At 60.2% G+C, this 17,026-nt stretch carries 14 protein-coding genes; 10 read left to right on the top strand and 4 right to left on the bottom strand.

Translation table 11 applies throughout. From position 1 onward, the window contains the following. The first annotated feature begins 119 nt into the window (after positions 1–119). Both CKW32_RS22640 and CKW32_RS22635 read left to right on the top strand, forming a co-directional pair. Positions 120–2,606, top strand: coding sequence for a circularly permuted type 2 ATP-grasp protein (locus CKW32_RS22640; RefSeq protein WP_095186060.1), 2,487 nt, complete (start codon positions 120–122; stop codon positions 2,604–2,606). Further along, positions 2,606–3,496: a transglutaminase family protein gene (locus CKW32_RS22635; RefSeq protein ID WP_032890514.1), complete on the top strand. Its 891-nt coding sequence runs from the start codon at positions 2,606–2,608 to the stop codon at positions 3,494–3,496. The genes CKW32_RS22640 and CKW32_RS22635 overlap by 1 nt, the downstream gene beginning before the upstream one ends. 47 nt (positions 3,497–3,543) lie before the next feature. Here CKW32_RS22635 and CKW32_RS22630 read toward each other — a convergent pair whose 3' ends face one another. Further along, positions 3,544–3,726 carry a hypothetical protein gene (locus tag CKW32_RS22630; protein ID WP_032890516.1) on the bottom strand — a complete coding sequence of 61 codons (183 nt, stop codon included), beginning with the start codon at positions 3,724–3,726 and terminating at the stop codon, positions 3,544–3,546. Between the two features lie 332 nt (positions 3,727–4,058). On the opposite strand from CKW32_RS22630, the gene azu reads away from it, so the two are divergent. Further along, complete coding sequence (gene azu, locus CKW32_RS22625; protein WP_032890518.1) at positions 4,059–4,505, top strand: azurin; 447 nt, start codon at positions 4,059–4,061, stop codon at positions 4,503–4,505. 136 nt (positions 4,506–4,641) lie between these two features. On the opposite strand, the gene nadE is transcribed toward azu, so the two are convergent. From nadE to CKW32_RS22610, 3 genes are all read right to left on the bottom strand, one after another. Next, positions 4,642–5,469: an ammonia-dependent NAD(+) synthetase gene (gene nadE / locus CKW32_RS22620; protein ID WP_032890520.1), complete on the bottom strand. Its 828-nt coding sequence runs from the start codon at positions 5,467–5,469 to the stop codon at positions 4,642–4,644. A gap of 3 nt (positions 5,470–5,472) precedes the next feature. Continuing rightward, entirely contained in the window at positions 5,473–6,687 is a 1,215-nt protein-coding gene (gene pncB / locus CKW32_RS22615; protein ID WP_032890522.1) for a nicotinate phosphoribosyltransferase, read from the bottom strand. Between the two features lie 205 nt (positions 6,688–6,892). Continuing rightward, positions 6,893–7,783, bottom strand: a complete 891-nt coding sequence (locus tag CKW32_RS22610) for a LysR family transcriptional regulator (protein ID WP_032890523.1) — start codon at positions 7,781–7,783, stop codon at positions 6,893–6,895. Positions 7,784–7,937: 154 nt separating this feature from the next. On the opposite strand from CKW32_RS22610, the gene CKW32_RS22605 reads away from it, so the two are divergent. From CKW32_RS22605 to CKW32_RS22575, 7 genes are all read left to right on the top strand, one after another. Continuing rightward, positions 7,938–9,428: an aldehyde dehydrogenase family protein gene (locus CKW32_RS22605; RefSeq protein ID WP_095186059.1), complete on the top strand. Its 1,491-nt coding sequence runs from the start codon at positions 7,938–7,940 to the stop codon at positions 9,426–9,428. A gap of 170 nt (positions 9,429–9,598) precedes the next feature. Beyond that, complete coding sequence (locus CKW32_RS22600) at positions 9,599–10,882, top strand: FAD-binding oxidoreductase (protein WP_095186058.1); 1,284 nt, start codon at positions 9,599–9,601, stop codon at positions 10,880–10,882. Between the two features lie 374 nt (positions 10,883–11,256). Beyond that, entirely contained in the window at positions 11,257–12,393 is a 1,137-nt protein-coding gene (locus tag CKW32_RS22595) for a branched-chain amino acid ABC transporter substrate-binding protein (protein ID WP_095186057.1), read from the top strand. Positions 12,394–12,577: 184 nt separating this feature from the next. Next, a complete protein-coding gene (locus CKW32_RS22590) occupies positions 12,578–13,492 on the top strand; it encodes a branched-chain amino acid ABC transporter permease (RefSeq protein WP_003188099.1) in 915 nt (304 codons plus the stop codon). 2 nt (positions 13,493–13,494) lie between these two features. Beyond that, positions 13,495–14,772, top strand: a complete 1,278-nt coding sequence (gene livM / locus CKW32_RS22585; protein WP_032890532.1) for a high-affinity branched-chain amino acid ABC transporter permease LivM — start codon at positions 13,495–13,497, stop codon at positions 14,770–14,772. Next, on the top strand, positions 14,769–15,644 hold the full coding sequence (locus CKW32_RS22580; protein WP_027607703.1) for an ABC transporter ATP-binding protein: 876 nt from the start codon (positions 14,769–14,771) through the stop codon (positions 15,642–15,644). The genes livM and CKW32_RS22580 overlap by 4 nt, the downstream gene beginning before the upstream one ends. Beyond that, positions 15,641–16,357 carry an ABC transporter ATP-binding protein gene (locus CKW32_RS22575; RefSeq protein WP_032890534.1) on the top strand — a complete coding sequence of 239 codons (717 nt, stop codon included), beginning with the start codon at positions 15,641–15,643 and terminating at the stop codon, positions 16,355–16,357. The genes CKW32_RS22580 and CKW32_RS22575 overlap by 4 nt, the downstream gene beginning before the upstream one ends. Positions 16,358–17,026: the final 669 nt, after the last annotated feature.

Genomic DNA, 17,026 nt, shown 5'->3' with positions numbered 1-17,026 from the left:
TAGTGAGCGAGCATGCCTCGCGCGGGGCAAGTCCGCTCACCACAAAGCCTGGAAACCACAGAGGGATTTGCAGTGTTTGTTAGGGTAATCTGAGCCCCTTTGCCTCTGCCGAGCGTTCCATGTCCGACTTGCTCGACCGTTACCCGCTAACTGCGGGCACTTATCACGAACTGCTGGATGACAGCGGCGCGGTGCGTGCCCATTGGCGGCGCTTGCTCGATCACCTGCAACGCAGCACCCCCGCGCAGTTGGCCCAGCGCCAGGCGCTGCTGACGCGGCAGATCCAGGAAAACGGCGTGACCTACAACGTCTATGCCGACCCCAAGGGCGCCGATCGTCCGTGGGAGCTGGACCTGCTGCCCCATGTGTTGGCGGCGGATGAATGGCAGCATCTGTCGGCCGGTATCGCCCAGCGGGCGCGCCTGCTCAATGCCGTGCTCGCTGATCTGTATGGCCCGCAACGCTTGATCAAAGAAGGCTTGCTGCCGGCGGAGCTGGTGTTCGGGCATAACAATTTCCTGTGGCCGTGCCAGGGTATCCAGCCCCCCGACGGTGCTTTCCTGCATCTGTACGCGGTTGACCTGGCGCGCACTCCGGATGGTCGTTGGTGGGTGACGGCCGACCGCACCCAGGCCCCATCGGGCGCCGGTTATGCGTTGGAAAATCGCACCATCGTGTCTCGCGCCTTCCCGGACTTGTACCGTGACTTGCAGGTGCAGCACCTCACCGGTTTCTTCCGCACCCTCCAGGAAACCCTGGTTCGCCAGGCGCCCGGCGATGATCAGACACCGCTGATCGTGCTGCTCACCCCAGGCCGCTTCAACGAAAGCTACTTCGAACATCTCTACCTGGCGCGCCAGCTCGGCTATCCGCTGGTGGAAGGTGGCGACCTCACCGTGCGCGACAGCACCGTGTTCCTCAAAACCCTCAGCGGTCTGCGCCGGGTGCACGCGATCATGCGGCGCCTGGACGACGACTTCTGCGACCCGCTTGAACTGCGCACCGACTCGGCCCTCGGCGTGCCGGGCCTGTTGGATGCGGTGCGCCAGGGCAATGTGCTGGTGGCCAATGCCTTGGGCAGCGGCGTGCTGGAGTCGCCCGGGTTGCTGGGGTTCCTGCCGAAAATCAACGAGTTTTTGTTCGGCGAAGAACTGATCCTGCCGTCCATCGCCACCTGGTGGTGCGGTGAAGCACCGGTGCTCGCCGAAGCCTTGGAAAAACTGCCGGAGCTACTGATCAAACCCGCGTTCCCCTCGCAGAGTTTCGCCCCGGTGTTTGGCCGCGATCTGAACGACGAGCAACGCGAGGCCCTGGCCGAACGCATGCGTGCGCGGCCGTACGCCTACGTCGCCCAGGAGCTGGCGCAACTGTCCCAGGCGCCGGTGTGGCACACCGTGGATGACCACCTGCAGCACCGTGCCATTGGTATGCGTGTTTACGCCGTGGCCAGTGACGAGGGCTATCGCGTATTGCCCGGGGGCCTGACCCGTGTGGCTGCTGAAGCCGATGCCGAAGTGGTGTCGATGCAACGCGGCGGTGCGAGCAAAGACACCTGGGTGCTCGGCGAACGCGCCCCCGGTGGTGAGCAGTGGCGTGCCCAGCGCACGATTGGTGCCCATGACTTGGTGCGCCGCGATCCTTATCTGCCGTCGCGGGTGGTGGAAAACCTGTTCTGGTTTGGCCGTTACTGCGAGCGCTGCGATGACAGCGCGCGCTGGTTGCGAATCGTGCTGGCGCGTTATGTCGACGGCGACGATCCCTTGGCGTTGCAGGCGGCGGTGGAGCTGGGCGAAAACCTGCGCCTGCTGCCGGAAGAGGGCGAACTGCCGGAGCGTCTGCTTGCAGCGTTGCTCGGCGATGACTGGCCATCGAGCCTGCGCGCCAACCTGCAACGCTTGCAGTGGGCGGCGTCCCAGGTGCGTGGCAAGTTGTCCCGCGAGAACTGGCAGGCCTTGGTGGAGCTGCAACGCGAAGCCATGGAGCTGGAAAGTGAAGCGCCGGACTTTGGCGAGTTGCTGGATTTTCTCAACCGCCTGGTGATGTCTTTGGCGGCGCTGTCCGGGTTTGCCCTGGACGACATGACCCGCGACGAAGGCTGGCGTTTCCTGATGATGGGCCGGCGCATAGAACGCCTGCAATTCTTAAGCAGCAGCCTGGCGGCGTTCCTGCGTGGCGTCGCGGTGTTCGATCAGGCGGGGCTGGAGTGGTTGCTGGAGTTGGGCAACAGCAGCATCACATACCGCTCGCGCTACTTGGCGGTGCCGCAGTTGATTCCGGTGCTCGACCTGTTGCTGCTCGACGAGCAGAACCCCCATGCCGTGCTGTTCCAGCTCAAATTGGTCAGTCGCACTTTGCGTCGCCTTAATGATGATTTTGGTGTGCCACGGGAAACGGGCCTGGCGCCCTTGGTGGAGCGCCTGGCGCGTTTCGACTTGGGTTGCCTGGAGAACCCGTTGTTTGGCGAGTCCAGCGTACGTGCTGCGTTGGACGGCCTGGCCGACCTGCTGCAAGCGGTGGCCGATGAAAGCGGGCAAGTGTCGGATCGCCTCGCGTTGCGCCATTTTGCCCATGTGGATGATGTCAGCCAGCAAACGGTGTCGGTGTAATGAGCGCTCGCTATCAGATTTTCCACGATACCCACTACCACTACGACAGCCCGGTGTCCCTGGCCCAGCAGTTGGCGCACTTATGGCCACGACCCTGTGCCTGGCAGCGCTGCACATCGCAACAACTGGATATCAGCCCGGAGCCGACCTCGCGCCGCGATGAGCTGGATGTATACGGCAACCCGATCACCCGCCTGGCGTTCGAACGGCCTCACGATGAATTGCTGGTCAACGCTGGGCTGACCGTGGAGGTGCTGGCGCGGCCTGTACTGGATTTTCGGCAGTCGCCGGCCTGGGATCAGACCCGTGACAGCCTGACCTACAGCAGCCAGCCGATGACCCCTGAGCGAATCGAAGCCTGTCGGTATCGCTTTGAATCACCCTACGTACACCTGAAAAAAACCTTCGTCGAGTTCTCCGAAAGTTGTTTTCCCCCTGGCGAACCCTTGTTGTTGGGCGTGCAGGCGCTGATGGAAAAGATCTTCAGTGAATTCACCTTCGATGCCGAAGCGACCCAAGTCGCCACACCGCTGGTGGAAGTGCTGGAACGCCGCCGTGGCGTGTGTCAGGACTTCGCCCACCTGATGCTCGCCTGCCTGCGTTCGCGGGGCTTGGCTGCGCGGTATATCAGCGGCTACCTGCTCACCCAGCCACCGCCCGGCCAGCCACGGCTGATCGGTGCTGATGCGTCCCACGCGTGGGTATCAGTGTTTTGCCCGGTGTCAGGCTGGGTGGATTTTGATCCGACGAACAATGTGCAGCCGGCACTGGAGCACATCACCTTGGCCTGGGGCAGGGACTTTTCCGATGTGTCGCCGTTGCGTGGGGTAATTCTGGGGGGAGGGAACCATGACCCGGAGGTGCGGGTGACGGTGATGCCGCTGGAATAACGGTGGAGTGTGGTGAGACAGGGGGGGCCTGCTCACCACAACAGAATTTATTCAGCCGGGTCTTTCGGGGTTTCGGTCTCGTCTGCTGCCACTTCACCTTCCGCGTCCGGGTTCAGTGCGCCCGCTTCTTCATCGACAGCGGCTTTCTTGCGTTGCAGTTTTTCCTCTTTCTTCTGTTCCTTGGCCAAGTCTCTCTGACGTTTGGCGAAGGAGTAATTAGGTTTGGCCATGGGCGATCCTCTAGGGTCGAAGGTGAGGGTGGCGGCGCGCAGCTGCCTTGTGACGACATGGTAGCAGCTTCAAGGGGCGCTTTGCCTTCACTTACCGCAGGCGTACGCGGCCAGCAGGCCATTGAACAGGTGATTGAGGCGCATGGTTCGGACTCCAGTGGGTGATGGGCCGATCATAGGCAGGTACTGCTACTTTGGCTGGTAGATTGTGTTGATAAGTCTGATAGCCTAAAGTTGTATACAATCTGTTGATTCAGATCATAAGAATTCAAGCCTGCTTGAGGCAACCTTACCGCAATCCGCGTTTTATAAACCCTGCCTTGGAGATTCACATGTTTGCCAAACTCGTTGCTGTTTCCCTGCTGACTTTGGCCAGTGGCCAGTTGTTTGCCGCAGAGTGCAATGTCACCGTCGACTCCACCGATCAGATGTCCTTCAACACCAAGGAAATCGTGATCGACAAGAGCTGCAAGACGTTCACCGTGAACCTGGAACACTCGGGCAGCTTGCCGAAAAACGTCATGGGCCATAACTGGGTGCTGACCACTGCCGCCAACATGCAACCGGTTGCCACTGACGGCATGGCCGCTGGCATCGACAAGAACTACCTGAAAGAGGGTGACGACCGCATCATCGCCCACACCAAGCTGATCGGTGCCGGCGAGAAAGATTCGGTGACTTTCGATGTTTCCAAGCTGGCTGCTGGTACGGACTACGCGTTCTTCTGCTCGTTCCCAGGCCACATCTCGATGATGAAAGGCACTGTGGTCGTCAAATAAGACCGCGTTATCGTTTATCGGGAGCAAGCCCCCTCCCACACTTGACCGAGTTCCAACATGAGAATGCGATCAAATGTGGGAGGGGGCTTGCTCCCGATAGCGGCCTGCCAATCAACACAAAAATATCTGGCTCACCTCACGGCGCAAACGGCATCACCCGCTTGTGCTCAGTCTTGCGATAGGTCTCGCAGATAATCCTGAACGCCTCTTCGCGCACCGGTTCACCGTGCAGGAACGCATCGATCTCGGCATACGTCACGCCATGTGACGCTTCATCCGGCTTACCTGGCGACAGGTCTTCAAGGTCGGCCGTCGGCACCTTCTCCACCAACGACTCCGGCGCGCCAAAGTGCCGTGCAATCGCGCGTACCTGGTTTTTTACCAGCCCGCTCAACGGCGCCAGATCGCATGCACCGTCACCGAACTTGGTGAAAAACCCCATCACCGCTTCCGCCGCATGGTCGGTGCCGATCACCAAACCACCGGCCGCGCCGGCGATGGTGTATTGCGCCACCATTCGCATGCGCGCCTTGGTGTTGCCAAGCACGAAGTCACGGGACACCGCCGCCTTGCCTTCAAACGCCGCCACTTCACTGGCCAGTGCTTTCACCGCCGGGCCGATGTTCACGGTGTGGCGCTCGTCGGGCTCGATAAAGTCCACCGATGCCTGGGCGTCGATTTCGTCGAACTGGGTTTCGTAGGGCAGGCGCACGGCAATAAAGCGGTACGCCTCGTCACCGGTGCTGGCGCGCAGTTCTTGCATCGCGCGCTGGGCCAACAGGCCGGCGGTCAGGGAATCGACACCGCCGCTGATGCCCAGCACCAACGTTTTGAGTCCGGAATTGCGCAGGCAGTCCTGGATAAAGGTCACGCGTCGGGCAACCTCGGCCTCAAGGGCGGCTTGGTCGTTGAACGGCGCTTGCACCTTGAGCTGTTCAGCAATCTCGCGCTGTACGGCTTGCATGATTCACTCCTTGCTGGAAATGGCAGGTACTTTGAAAACGTGACGCAAATAGGCGACAAAATTCGGGTCGGTGCAGTGGGTCTTGCCCGCTTCATCGGAGATTTTGGCGACGGGCTGGCCGTTGCAGGCGGTCATTTTAAGCACGATGCTCATCGGTTCCACCCCTGGAATATCGCAGGTCAGGTTGGTGCCGATGCCGAAGCTCACATTAATGCGACCGCGCAGCGCACGGAAAATCTCCAAGGCCTTGGGCAGCGACAGGCTGTCGGAGAACACCAGGGTTTTGCTCATCGGCTCGATACCCAGCTTGTGGTAGTGAGCGATGGCTTTTTCCGCCCACTGCACCGGGTCCCCAGAATCGTGGCGCAGGCCGTCGAACAGCTTGGCGAAGTACAAGTCGAAGTCGCCGAGGAACGCGTCGGTGGTGATGCAATCGGTCAGGGCGATGCCCAGCAGGCCACGGTATTCGCGGACCCAGCAATCGAGGGCGGCGATCTGACTGTCGATCAGGCGGGGGCCGAGTTGCTGGTGGGCCATGATCCATTCGTGGGCCATGGTACCCAGGGGCTTCATGTCCAGCTCGCGGGCCAGGTGCACATTGCTGGTGCCGACAAAGCGCCCGGGGAAGTCATGCTTGAGCACATTGACCACTTCTTCCTGCACCCGGTACGAAAAGCGTCGGCGCGTGCCGAAGTCGGCCACTTGCAGCTCCGACAGTTCCTCGCTGCTGGCATTCGCCGTCAGCCAATCGAACTTGCGGTACAACTGCTCGCGGGCCTGTTCGAGGATCACGGTCTGGTAGCGGTAGCGGTTACGCACTTCGCTGACGATGGCCAGCATCGGCACTTCAAACAGAATCACATGCAGCCACGGCCCGCGCAGGCGGATAAACAACTCGCCGTTCTCGATGCCGGTCTGCACATAACGCAGGTTGAAGCGGAATAGCCCGAGGAAGCGCAGGAAGTCCGGCTTCATAAAGCTGATGCGTTCCAGGAAGCCCAGTTGGTCCGGGCTCAGGCTCAGCTCGGCGAGGCGTTCGATCTGGTAGCGAATCTCCGCCAGGTACGGGCGCAGGTCCTCGCTGTTACGGCAACGGAATTCCCATTCAACTTCCACGTTGGGGTAGTTGTGCAGCACCGCCTGCATCATGGTCAGCTTGTAGAAGTCGGTGTCGAGCAGGTTCTGCACGATGCGATCGGCAAACACACTCTCGCTCATAACGGGAATCTCCAGACGGGTCGGCGATGGGCGCCGGCCTTTACGCACAATTAAGGAAGGGGGCTAGTGGCGCATAGACCTGTGGGGTTTTGCCAGTGATTTTTTCAGTGAGGCCACTGGCGTCATCGGGGGCAAGCCTCCTCCCACACTTGGAATGTGTTTCAAATGTGGGAGGGGGATTGCCCCGATGGCGGTATTCCAGGCACTAAAGAACCTGCTCCATCATCCACTTCACAAACTCGCGCACCTTGGGCACTTCCGCCGAATGCTCGGGATAAGCCAGGTAATACGCATCCTGGCTCGGCATCGCGTGCTGCCAGGGGATCACCAACTTGCCGTCGGCTAGTTCTTCTTCCACCAGAAACCGCGGCAGCAGCGCTACACCGCAGCCTACCTGCGCCGCTCGAATGCACATATAAAAGGTGTCGAAACGCGGCCCGTGGTAGCTGTGCTCGGTGTGATAACCCTGATCGGCGAACCAGTCATGCCAGCCCTGGGGGCGTGAGGCGTTTTGCAGCAGCACCAGTTCGCTCAGTTGCGTGGGGTCGTTGAAGGGCTTCGCGGGCAGACTTTCCGGTGCACACACCGGCACCAGTTCTTCGCTGAACAGCTTCAGGCTCTCGGTGCCGGGGCGCGAGCCCTGGCCGAAGTAGAAGGCCATGTCGGCCTTGCCTTGCAGCAGTTCGTCCGGCTCCTGCTCGTTGCACAGGTCCAGGTGGATCTGCGGATGGCGCAACCGCCAACCCTTGAGGCGCGGCACCAGCCAGCGCGCGCCGAAGGTGTAAGGCGTGGACACGCGCAGCACTTCGGTCTCGCCGCCGTAGGAGCGCAGGTAGTGGGTGGACATCTCCACTTGCGTGAGGATCTTGCGCACTTCCACCAGGTACAGGTCGCCCGCCGGGGTCATCTGCAAGCGGCGACGCACGCGGCGAAACAGCAGGTGTTGCAGCAGCTCTTCCAACTGCGCCACCTGTTTGCTGACCGCGCTTTGCGTGAGGTTCAACTCCTCGGCGGCGCGGGTGAAGCTCAGGTGGCGGGTGGCTGCTTCGAAACACTGCAGGGCGGTGATCGAGGGCAAATGTCTTTTGTTCAGCACGGCGTGCCTCTTTTTATGCTTTGCATGAATAAACGGAATGATATCTCGCCTAATCGTCGTTTGTTGGCAAGTCTTGAGCCAGCTACAAATAAGGTCTGGATTGCCGTGCGCGCCGCGGCGCGAATTTTCTGTTTGCAGTTTGAAGGAGTGACCCATGGTTGCCGCATTGCTTGATCGTCTCGGGGTGAACCCGTCGCTGTACCAGGCGGGCAAACAGCCCGTGCATTCGCCGATTGATGGCAGCCAAATCGGCAGTGTGCATTGGGAAGGTGCCGCCGAGGTGGAGCAACAGGTCAGTCGCGCCGAGCATGCATTCGACGCCTGGCGCAAAGTTCCAGCGCCGCGTCGCGGTGAGCTGGTGCGCCAATTCGGCGACGTGCTGCGCGAATACAAGGCCGACCTGGGCGAGCTGGTGTCCTGGGAAGCGGGCAAGATCACCCAGGAAGGCTTGGGTGAAGTGCAGGAAATGATCGACATCTGCGATTTCGCGGTCGGTCTGTCGCGTCAGTTGTACGGCTTGACCATCGCTTCCGAGCGCCCAGGCCATCACATGCGTGAAACCTGGCACCCGCTGGGCGTGGTCGGTGTCATCAGCGCCTTCAACTTCCCGGTCGCCGTGTGGGCATGGAACACCGCCCTGGCCCTGGTGTGCGGCAACGCCGTGATCTGGAAACCCTCGGAAAAGACCCCGCTCACGGCCCTGGCTTGCCAGGCGCTGTTCGAGCGCGTGCTGAAGAAATTCGACGGCGCCCCTGAGTATCTGAGCCAAGTGATCATCGGTGGTCGCGATGCAGGCGCCGCGCTGGTGGATGACCCGCGTGTGGCGTTGATCAGCGCCACCGGCAGCACGCGCATGGGCCGCGAAGTGGCGCCGAAAGTCGCCGCACGTTTCGCCCGCAGCATCCTGGAACTGGGCGGCAACAACGCGATGATCCTCGGCCCAAGCGCCGACCTGGACATGGCCGTGCGCGCCATTCTGTTTAGCGCCGTCGGCACCGCCGGCCAGCGTTGCACCACCCTGCGCCGCCTGATTGCCCATGAATCGGTCAAGGAAGAAATCGTCACCCGCCTCAAGGCCGCCTATTCCAAAGTGCGCATCGGCCACCCGCTGGAAGGCAACCTGATCGGCCCGCTGATCGACAAGCACGGTTTCGACAATATGCAGGACGCACTGGAGCAAGCGCTGAGCGAAGGCGGCAAAGTGTTCGGCGGCAAGCGCCAGTTGGAAGACACATTCCCCAACGCCTACTACGTATCGCCGGCCATTGTGGAGATGCCCGAGCAAAGCGACGTGGTGTGCACCGAAACCTTCGCGCCGATTCTGTATGTCGTCGGCTACACCGACTTCGCCGAAGCCCTGCGCCTGAACAACGCGGTGCCCCAAGGTCTGTCCTCGTGCATCTTCACCACTGACGTGCGTGAAGCCGAGCAGTTCATGTCGGCAGTCGGCAGTGACTGCGGCATTGCCAACGTCAATATCGGCCCAAGCGGCGCAGAAATTGGCGGCGCGTTTGGCGGTGAAAAAGAGACCGGCGGCGGTCGTGAGTCGGGTTCGGATGCGTGGCGCGGGTATATGCGCCGCCAGACCAATACCGTGAACTACTCGCTGGAACTGCCGCTGGCCCAGGGCATCACCTTCGACTGATTTCCTCAAGTCGGAGTGAGGTCAGTGTGGGAGGGGGCTTGCTCCCGATGGCGGTGAATCAGGTTTGAAGTGTTGTCTGATACACCGCCATCGGGAGCAAGCCCCCTCCCACATGTGACCTCATTTACAGTTCGGAATAGATGTTTGTTGGGTCTCACCGGAGTCTGGCAATGGCATTACGCGAAACGTGTTTGTGGGAACACCTCACCCCTGGCCGGCCGGATCGTGCCGCGCTCAAGGGCGAGGTCAAGGTGGATGTGTGCGTGATCGGCGCCGGCATCACCGGATTGTCGGCCGCCATTCACTTGCTGGAACAGGGTAAAAGCGTCGCCGTGCTGGAGGCTCATCGCACTGGCCACGGCGGTTCGGGGCGCAATGTTGGGCTGGTGAACGCCGGTTTATGGATCCCCCCGGACGACATCGAAGCCGGTTTCGGCGAAGCGGTGGGCAGCCAGCTCAACCGCATGTTGGGCGCGGCACCGTCTCTGGTGTTCAGCCTCATCGACAAATACAACATCGATTGCCAACTGCGCCGCGAGGGCACCTTGCACATGGCGCACAACGCCCGTGGCGAGGCGGATTTGCGCAGTCGTGAAGAACAATGGAAGCGCCGTGGCGCGCCGGTTGAGTTGCTCACCGGTCAGGCCTGCGAGCAAGCCACCGGCACTAAAAAAATTGCCGCCGCCTTGCTGGATCGGCGTGCGGGCACCTTGAATCCCATGGCCTACACCTCTGGGCTGGCCAATGCTGCGGTCGGGCTCGGCGGGCAGTTGTTTGACCATTCACCGGTCACCCAATTGGAGCGCCAAGGTGCACTTTGGTCGGTTCAGACCCAGCACGGGGCAGTGCAGGCTGCACAAGTGGTCATTGCCTCCAATGCTTACACCGAAGGCGAATGGACCGAGCTGCGGCGTAACTTTTTCCCCGGTTATTACTACCAGGTCGCGTCGGCCCCGCTCACCGACGAAGCCGCCCAGCAGATTCTCCCTGGCGGCCAGGGATCGTGGGACACGCGTCAGGTATTGAGCAGTATTCGCCGCGATGCCGATGGTCGTTTACTGCTCGGCAGTCTGGGCAATGGCAACCAGAAACCGGCGTGGTTCTTAAAGGCGTGGGCCGATCGGGTGCAGCAACACTACTTCCCGTACCTCAAATCGGTGCAGTGGGAATTCACCTGGACCGGCTGCATCGCGTTCACCCCCGATCACTTGATGCGCCTGTTCGAACCGGCCCCTGGACTGGTCGCTGTCACGGGCTATAACGGACGCGGCGTGACCACCGGCAGTGTGGTCGGCAAGGCGTTCGCCGACTACTTGTGTCACCAGGATCCCCAAGCGCTGCCGATTCCCTTCGCGCCCATGCAACCGTTGGCCGGAGTGGGTCTGCGCAGTTGCCTGTACGAGGCGGGATTCTCGCTGTATCACGCCGGGCAATGCTTGAGGATCGTGATCTGATCAGCGAAATACCGCTCAGAAGCCTGCATTTTCTTAGCAGGCTACTAATCTGTATTGGTGCAGGTCGTAGCAATCACGCACTGTAAATGTGCAGTTCCGTTACGCACGCTGTTACAGGTGTGGAGCGGGGTGTTTATCCATTCGGTTGCAGGTGCGACCCGTCACGGTTGTACTTTTTTAAGTGGCTGGTTGCACCTGTCGAGGCTAGAGGGTTGCACGTCCTGGCAAGCGGCGTCGAAACGCCTGTAATAACAATGACACCGTGTCTTTTTGAAGAATAAAAACGTAATGGCACGGGGCTTGCTCTGAGCTTTCAGTGAAAAGTTTGAACGCAAGTTGTAGTGCCAAAAATCAAAAATATCGGAGCACCACTCATGTCCCAGACGTTTTACAAGAAAGGTTTTCTGGCCCTCGCCGTTGCAGCGGCGCTGGGTGTTTCTACGTTTGTTCAAGCTGATGTGAAGATTGGTGTAGCGGGGCCGATGACCGGCGCCAACGCCTCGTTCGGTGAGCAGTACATGAAGGGTGCCCAGGCGGCAGCCGAGGTGATCAACAAGGCCGGTGGCATCAACGGCGAGAAAGTTGTGCTGGTGGCAGGCGACGATGCCTGTGAGCCGAAACAGGCCGTTGCCGTGGCCAACCGCCTGGCTGACCAGGACAAAGTGATTGGCGTAGTCGGGCACTTCTGCTCGTCGAACACTATCCCGGCCTCCGAGGTTTACGACGAAGCGGGCATCATCGCGATCACCCCAGGCTCTACCAACCCACAAGTGACCGAACGTGGCCTTGGCGCCATGTTCCGCATGTGCGGCCGTGACGACCAGCAAGGTATCGTCGCCGGCGACTACATCGTCGATGTGCTCAAGGGCAAGAAAGTCGCGGTCATCAACGACAAGGACACTTACGGCAAAGGCCTGGCCGACGCCACCGCTGCCCAGTTGACCAAGCGCGGCGTCAAGCCGGTGCTGGAAGAAGGCCTGACCCGTGGCGAGAAGGACTTCAGTGCGCTGGTCACCAAGATCCGCTCCCTGGGCGCCGACGTCGTGTACTTCGGTGGCCTGCACCCGGAAGCCGGTCCATTGGTTCGCCAGATTCGTGAAGCTGGCCTGAAAGACGTCAAGTTCATGTCCGATGACGGCGTGGTGACTGATGAACTGGTGGCCACCGCTGGCGGCGCGCAATACGTCGATGGCGTCTACATGACCTTTGGTGCCGACCCGCGCCTGCTGCCTGACAGCAAGGCTGTCGTGGAAGAGTTCCGCAAGGCCGGCTACGAGCCAGAAGGCTACACCCTGTACGCCTACGCCTCGTTGCAGGCCCTGGCCGCCGGCTTCAACGGCGCCAAGTCCAACAAGGGCGAAGACGCGGCCAAATGGCTGAAAGCGCACCCGGTCAAAACCGTGATGGGCGAGAAAACCTGGGACTCGAAGGGCGACCTGAAAATCTCCGACTACGTGGTTTACCAGTGGGATAAAGACGGCAAATACCATCAGTTGGAAAAGCAGAAGTAATCCATGTGGGAGGGGGCTTGCTCCCGATCGCGGAGTGTCAGTCAACAGGTGTTCAGCTGACCCACCGCATCGGGGGCAAGCCCCCTCCCACATTGGGACCCGTGTTGTTATCGAGATCTGTTTTTTCCTCCAGAAGCGCCGCACACCCGCCGGTGTGCAGGTGCTCACCGCGTGAGATTGCGTTATGGATGGTATTTTCCTGCAGCAACTGGTCAACGGCCTGACCCTCGGGTCGGTCTATGGCCTGATCGCCATCGGCTACACAATGGTCTATGGCATCATTGGCATGATCAACTTCGCCCACGGCGAGGTTTATATGATTTCCGCTTACCTCGCGGCGATCAGTCTGGCACTGCTGGCTTACTTCGGCATCGAATCCTTCCCGCTGCTCATTCTCGGCACTCTGATCTTCACCGTGGTCGTCACCGGCGTTTACGGCTGGGTCATTGAGCGTGTCGCTTACAAACCGCTGCGCAACTCCACCCGACTGGCTCCGCTGATCAGCGCCATCGGTATCTCCCTGATCCTGCAGAACTACGCGCAGATCGCCCAGGGCGCCAAGCAACAAGGTATCCCAACCCTGCTGGCCGGGGCCTGGCGTGTCGATATCGGCACAGGCTTCGTGCAGCTTACGTACACCAAAGTGTTCATCCTGGTCGCGGCATTCGCCGGCATGGCATTGCTGACCTACATCATCAAGTACACCAAGCTCGGCCGCATGTGCCGCGCGACCCAGCAAGACCGCAAGATGGCCTCGATCCTGGGCATCAACACCGACCGCGTGATCTCCTACGTGTTTGTCATCGGTGCTGCCATGGCCGCACTGGCCGGTGTGCTCATCACCCTCAATTACGGCACCTTCGACTTCTATGCCGGCTTCATCATCGGCATCAAGGCATTTACCGCAGCGGTACTCGGCGGCATCGGCTCCCTGCCTGGGGCGATGTTGGGCGGGATCATCCTCGGTATCTCCGAGTCGTTGTTCTCAGGGTTGATCAACTCTGACTACAAAGACGTGTTCAGTTTCTCCCTGCTGGTGGTGATTCTGATTTTCCGTCCCCAGGGCCTGCTTGGTCGCCCACTTGTGGCGAAGGTGTAAACATGTCTGCTGCCAAACCTATCGATATCAAGAAAAGTGTCGTCGATACGATCCTTGCCGGACTGATTTCGCTGATCGTGTTCGGTCCGATCGTCGGCGTGGTCCTCGACGGCTACAGCTTCAACCTGGAACCTGCGCGCGTGGCCATCTTGGTCGCCATCGTGATGGCCGGGCGCTTTGCCCTCAGCCTGTTCCTGCAAACCCCCAAGGGCGTGAAGATTCTGCAGGGCTTCGAGAGCAGTGGCTCCGGCGTGCATGTACTGCCACCGGACTACAAGTCGCGGCTGCGCTGGATCATTCCGGCACTGATCGTGATCGCCATCGTGTTCCCGATCTTCGCCAACAAGTACCTGCTGACCGTGGTGATCCTCGGGCTGATCTACGTGTTGCTCGGCCTCGGCCTGAACATCGTGGTTGGCCTGGCCGGCTTGCTCGACCTAGGTTACGTGGCGTTCTACGCCATCGGTGCCTACGGTCTGGCATTGGGTTATCAGTACCTCGGCCTGGGCTTCTGGAGCGTGCTGCCCCTGGCCGCCATCGCGGCGGCACTGGCGGGGTGCATACTCGGGTTTCCGGTATTACGAATGCACGGGGACTACCTGGCCATCGTGACTCTGGGCTTCGGTGAAATCATCCGTCTGGTGCTCAACAACTGGTTGTCGTTCACCGGTGGCCCGAACGGTATGCCGGTGCCTTCACCGACCTTCCTCGGCCTGGAGTTCGGGCGCAAGGCGAAGGAGGGTGGGATTCCGTTCCACGAATTTTTCGGCCTCGATTACAACCCCAACATCAAGTTCATGTTCATCTACATCGTGCTGTTCCTGGTGGTGCTGGCCGTGCTGTACATCAAGCACCGCCTGACCCGCATGCCGGTTGGCCGCGCCTGGGAAGCCTTGCGTGAAGATGAGATCGCTTGCCGTTCCATGGGCCTGAACCACGTGCTGGTCAAGCTTTCGGCATTCACCATCGGCGCATCTACTGCGGGTTTGGCCGGGGTGTTCTTTGCCAGCTACCAGGGCTTCGTCAACCCGTCGTCGTTCACCTTCTTCGAGTCGGCGCTGATCCTGGCCATCGTGGTCTTGGGCGGCATGGGCTCGACGGTCGGCGTGGTCATCGCGGCCTTCGTGTTGACCGTGGCGCCTGAATTGCTGCGCAGCTTCAGCGAATACCGCGTGCTGCTGTTTGGTGTGTTGATGGTGGTGATGATGATCTGGCGACCACGCGGCTTGATCCGCATCAGCCGTACCGGTGTGACCCCACGTAAAGGAGTGGCGCCATGAGCAAGGAAGTCGTCCTCTCCGTGGAACACCTGATGATGCACTTCGGTGGCATCAAGGCTTTGAGCGATGTGAGCCTCAAGGTCGAACGCAACTCGATCTTCGCCCTGATCGGCCCTAACGGCGCTGGCAAAACCACGGTATTCAACTGCCTCACCGGGTTTTACAAAGCCAGTGGCGGCAAGATCGAACTGAACATTCGTGGCAAACAGACCAACGTGATCCAACTGCTGGGCGAGCGCTTCAAGGCCGTCGACTTTGTGTCGCCGAAAAGCTTCCTCAGCCGCGTGTACTACAAAATGTTCGGCGGCACCCACCTAGTCAACCGTGCCGGTCTGGCGCGGACCTTCCAGAACATTCGCCTGTTCAAGGAAATGTCGGTGTTGGAAAACCTGCTGGTGGCCCAGCACATGTGGGTCAACCGCAACATGCTCGCAGGCATCCTTAACACCAAGGGCTACCGCAAGGCCGAAAGCGATGCGCTCGACCACGCGTTCTACTGGCTGGAAGTGGTGGACCTGGTGGACTGCGCCAACCGCCTGGCCGGTGAGCTTTCCTATGGCCAACAGCGCCGCCTGGAAATCGCCCGCGCCATGTGCACCCGGCCGCAGATCATCTGCCTGGACGAGCCCGCTGCGGGCCTCAACCCCCAGGAAACCGAAGCCCTCAGCGCGATGATTCGCCTGCTGCGCGACGAACACGACCTCACAGTGGTGCTGATCGAACACGACATGGGCATGGTGATGAGTATTTCCGACCACATCGTGGTGCTGGACCACGGCAACGTGATCGCCGAGGGCGGGCCGGAAGCGATCCGCAACGACCCTAAAGTGATTGCCGCCTACCTGGGCGCAGACGAAGAGGAGCTGGTATGAGTGCACCTATCCTCGAAATGAAGGACCTGGACGTGTTCTACGGTCCGATCCAGGCCCTGAAGAAAGTCTCGCTGCACATCAACGAAGGCGAAACCGTCAGCCTGATCGGCTCCAACGGCGCGGGTAAGTCCACGCTGCTGATGTCGATCTTCGGCCAGCCACGGGCTGAGTCGGGGCAGATCATCTACAACGGTGTCGACATTACCCACAAGTCGTCCCACTACATCGCCTCCAACGGCATCGCGCAGTCGCCTGAAGGGCGGCGGGTGTTCCCCGACATGACTGTCGAGGAAAACCTGCTGATGGGCACTATCCCCATTGGCGACAAATATGCTCAGGAAGACATGCAGCGCATGTTCGAGCTGTTCCCCCGCCTCAAGGAACGGCGCAACCAGCGCGCCATGACCATGTCCGGTGGTGAGCAGCAAATGCTTGCCATCGCACGCGCGCTGATGAGCCGGCCCAAGCTGTTGCTGTTGGATGAGCCGAGCCTGGGGTTGGCGCCGATTGTGGTGAAGCAGATCTTTTCCACCCTGCGCGAGCTGGCAGCCACCGGGATGACCATCTTCCTGGTGGAGCAGAACGCTAACCACGCACTGCGCTTGTCGGACCGGGCGTATGTGATGGTCAACGGTGAGATTCGCCTCACAGGCACCGGCAAGGAGCTGCTGGTGAACGAGGAAGTGCGCAACGCCTACCTCGGCGGCCACTGATCTAAAGCCTGACGCAAACCCCCTGTGGGAGCGGGCTTGCTCGCGAATGCGGTGTATCAGTCAGTAGACTGGAACTGACCCACCGCTTTCGCGAGCAAGCCCGCTCCCACATTTGTTTTGCGGTGTTCATAAGGCCGATCCCAAATTGTGGAAAACAAATCCAGCCCCCCTCCAAAGCGCGACATATAGCCGCCGCAAATACCTGTTTTGTCACGCTTTTGACTTGTCCCCATCCACTGTGGAACCGGCTGTGGGTAACGTGGGAGTACCTGCCTGAACGCCTTTAAAACCGTGGCTTACAGCGTGGTGGTTGTTTTTTGATCAGCGGCTTTTTGGCGACCGGCCAAGGGGTTTGTCAACCTGTTTAAAGACACAGGTATATGACCGAAATATGACTCTTCAGCCTGTGGATAAGTCTGTGATTAAACTCTGGAAAGACCTCCGCAGAGGCCGGAATGACTGGCCTGGAGCCATCGTCCGGATTTCCACTCTGTCGATGGGCCTACATACGACCTCGCCAAGGTCAAGCAAAAAACTTTCTAAAACCGCCTGCAGGCCTTGTACACAGAGGCTTTCGGTATTTTGTACTTGCCCCCAAAGACTGTGGGCGCAGCTGTGGATAACCTGCGCGCATATGGCTGCAGGCCACGGTTCATAAGGCTTTGCTTG

The organism is Pseudomonas sp. Irchel 3H9 (assembly GCF_900187495.1).
GTDB classification, from domain to species: domain Bacteria; phylum Pseudomonadota; class Gammaproteobacteria; order Pseudomonadales; family Pseudomonadaceae; genus Aquipseudomonas; species Aquipseudomonas sivasensis.
The sequence above is the reverse complement of the archived record's forward strand: the minus strand, read 5'-3'. Positions and strand labels throughout refer to the sequence as shown.

Excerpts from the sequence above, each read along its gene's own strand:
- CKW32_RS22640 (WP_095186060.1), top strand. The coding sequence starts at position 120 with ATGTCCGACTTGCTCGACCGTTACCCGCTAACTGCGGGCACTTATCAC.
- CKW32_RS22635 (WP_032890514.1), top strand. The coding sequence starts at position 2,606 with ATGAGCGCTCGCTATCAGATTTTCCACGATACCCACTACCACTACGAC.
- CKW32_RS22630 (WP_032890516.1), bottom strand. The coding sequence starts at position 3,726 with ATGGCCAAACCTAATTACTCCTTCGCCAAACGTCAGAGAGACTTGGCC.
- azu (WP_032890518.1), top strand. The coding sequence starts at position 4,059 with ATGTTTGCCAAACTCGTTGCTGTTTCCCTGCTGACTTTGGCCAGTGGC.
- nadE (WP_032890520.1), bottom strand. The coding sequence starts at position 5,469 with ATGCAAGCCGTACAGCGCGAGATTGCTGAACAGCTCAAGGTGCAAGCG.
- pncB (WP_032890522.1), bottom strand. The coding sequence starts at position 6,687 with ATGAGCGAGAGTGTGTTTGCCGATCGCATCGTGCAGAACCTGCTCGAC.
- CKW32_RS22605 (WP_095186059.1), top strand. The coding sequence starts at position 7,938 with ATGGTTGCCGCATTGCTTGATCGTCTCGGGGTGAACCCGTCGCTGTAC.
- CKW32_RS22600 (WP_095186058.1), top strand. The coding sequence starts at position 9,599 with ATGGCATTACGCGAAACGTGTTTGTGGGAACACCTCACCCCTGGCCGG.
- CKW32_RS22595 (WP_095186057.1), top strand. The coding sequence starts at position 11,257 with ATGTCCCAGACGTTTTACAAGAAAGGTTTTCTGGCCCTCGCCGTTGCA.
- CKW32_RS22590 (WP_003188099.1), top strand. The coding sequence starts at position 12,578 with ATGGATGGTATTTTCCTGCAGCAACTGGTCAACGGCCTGACCCTCGGG.
- livM (WP_032890532.1), top strand. The coding sequence starts at position 13,495 with ATGTCTGCTGCCAAACCTATCGATATCAAGAAAAGTGTCGTCGATACG.
- CKW32_RS22580 (WP_027607703.1), top strand. The coding sequence starts at position 14,769 with ATGAGCAAGGAAGTCGTCCTCTCCGTGGAACACCTGATGATGCACTTC.
- CKW32_RS22575 (WP_032890534.1), top strand. The coding sequence starts at position 15,641 with ATGAGTGCACCTATCCTCGAAATGAAGGACCTGGACGTGTTCTACGGT.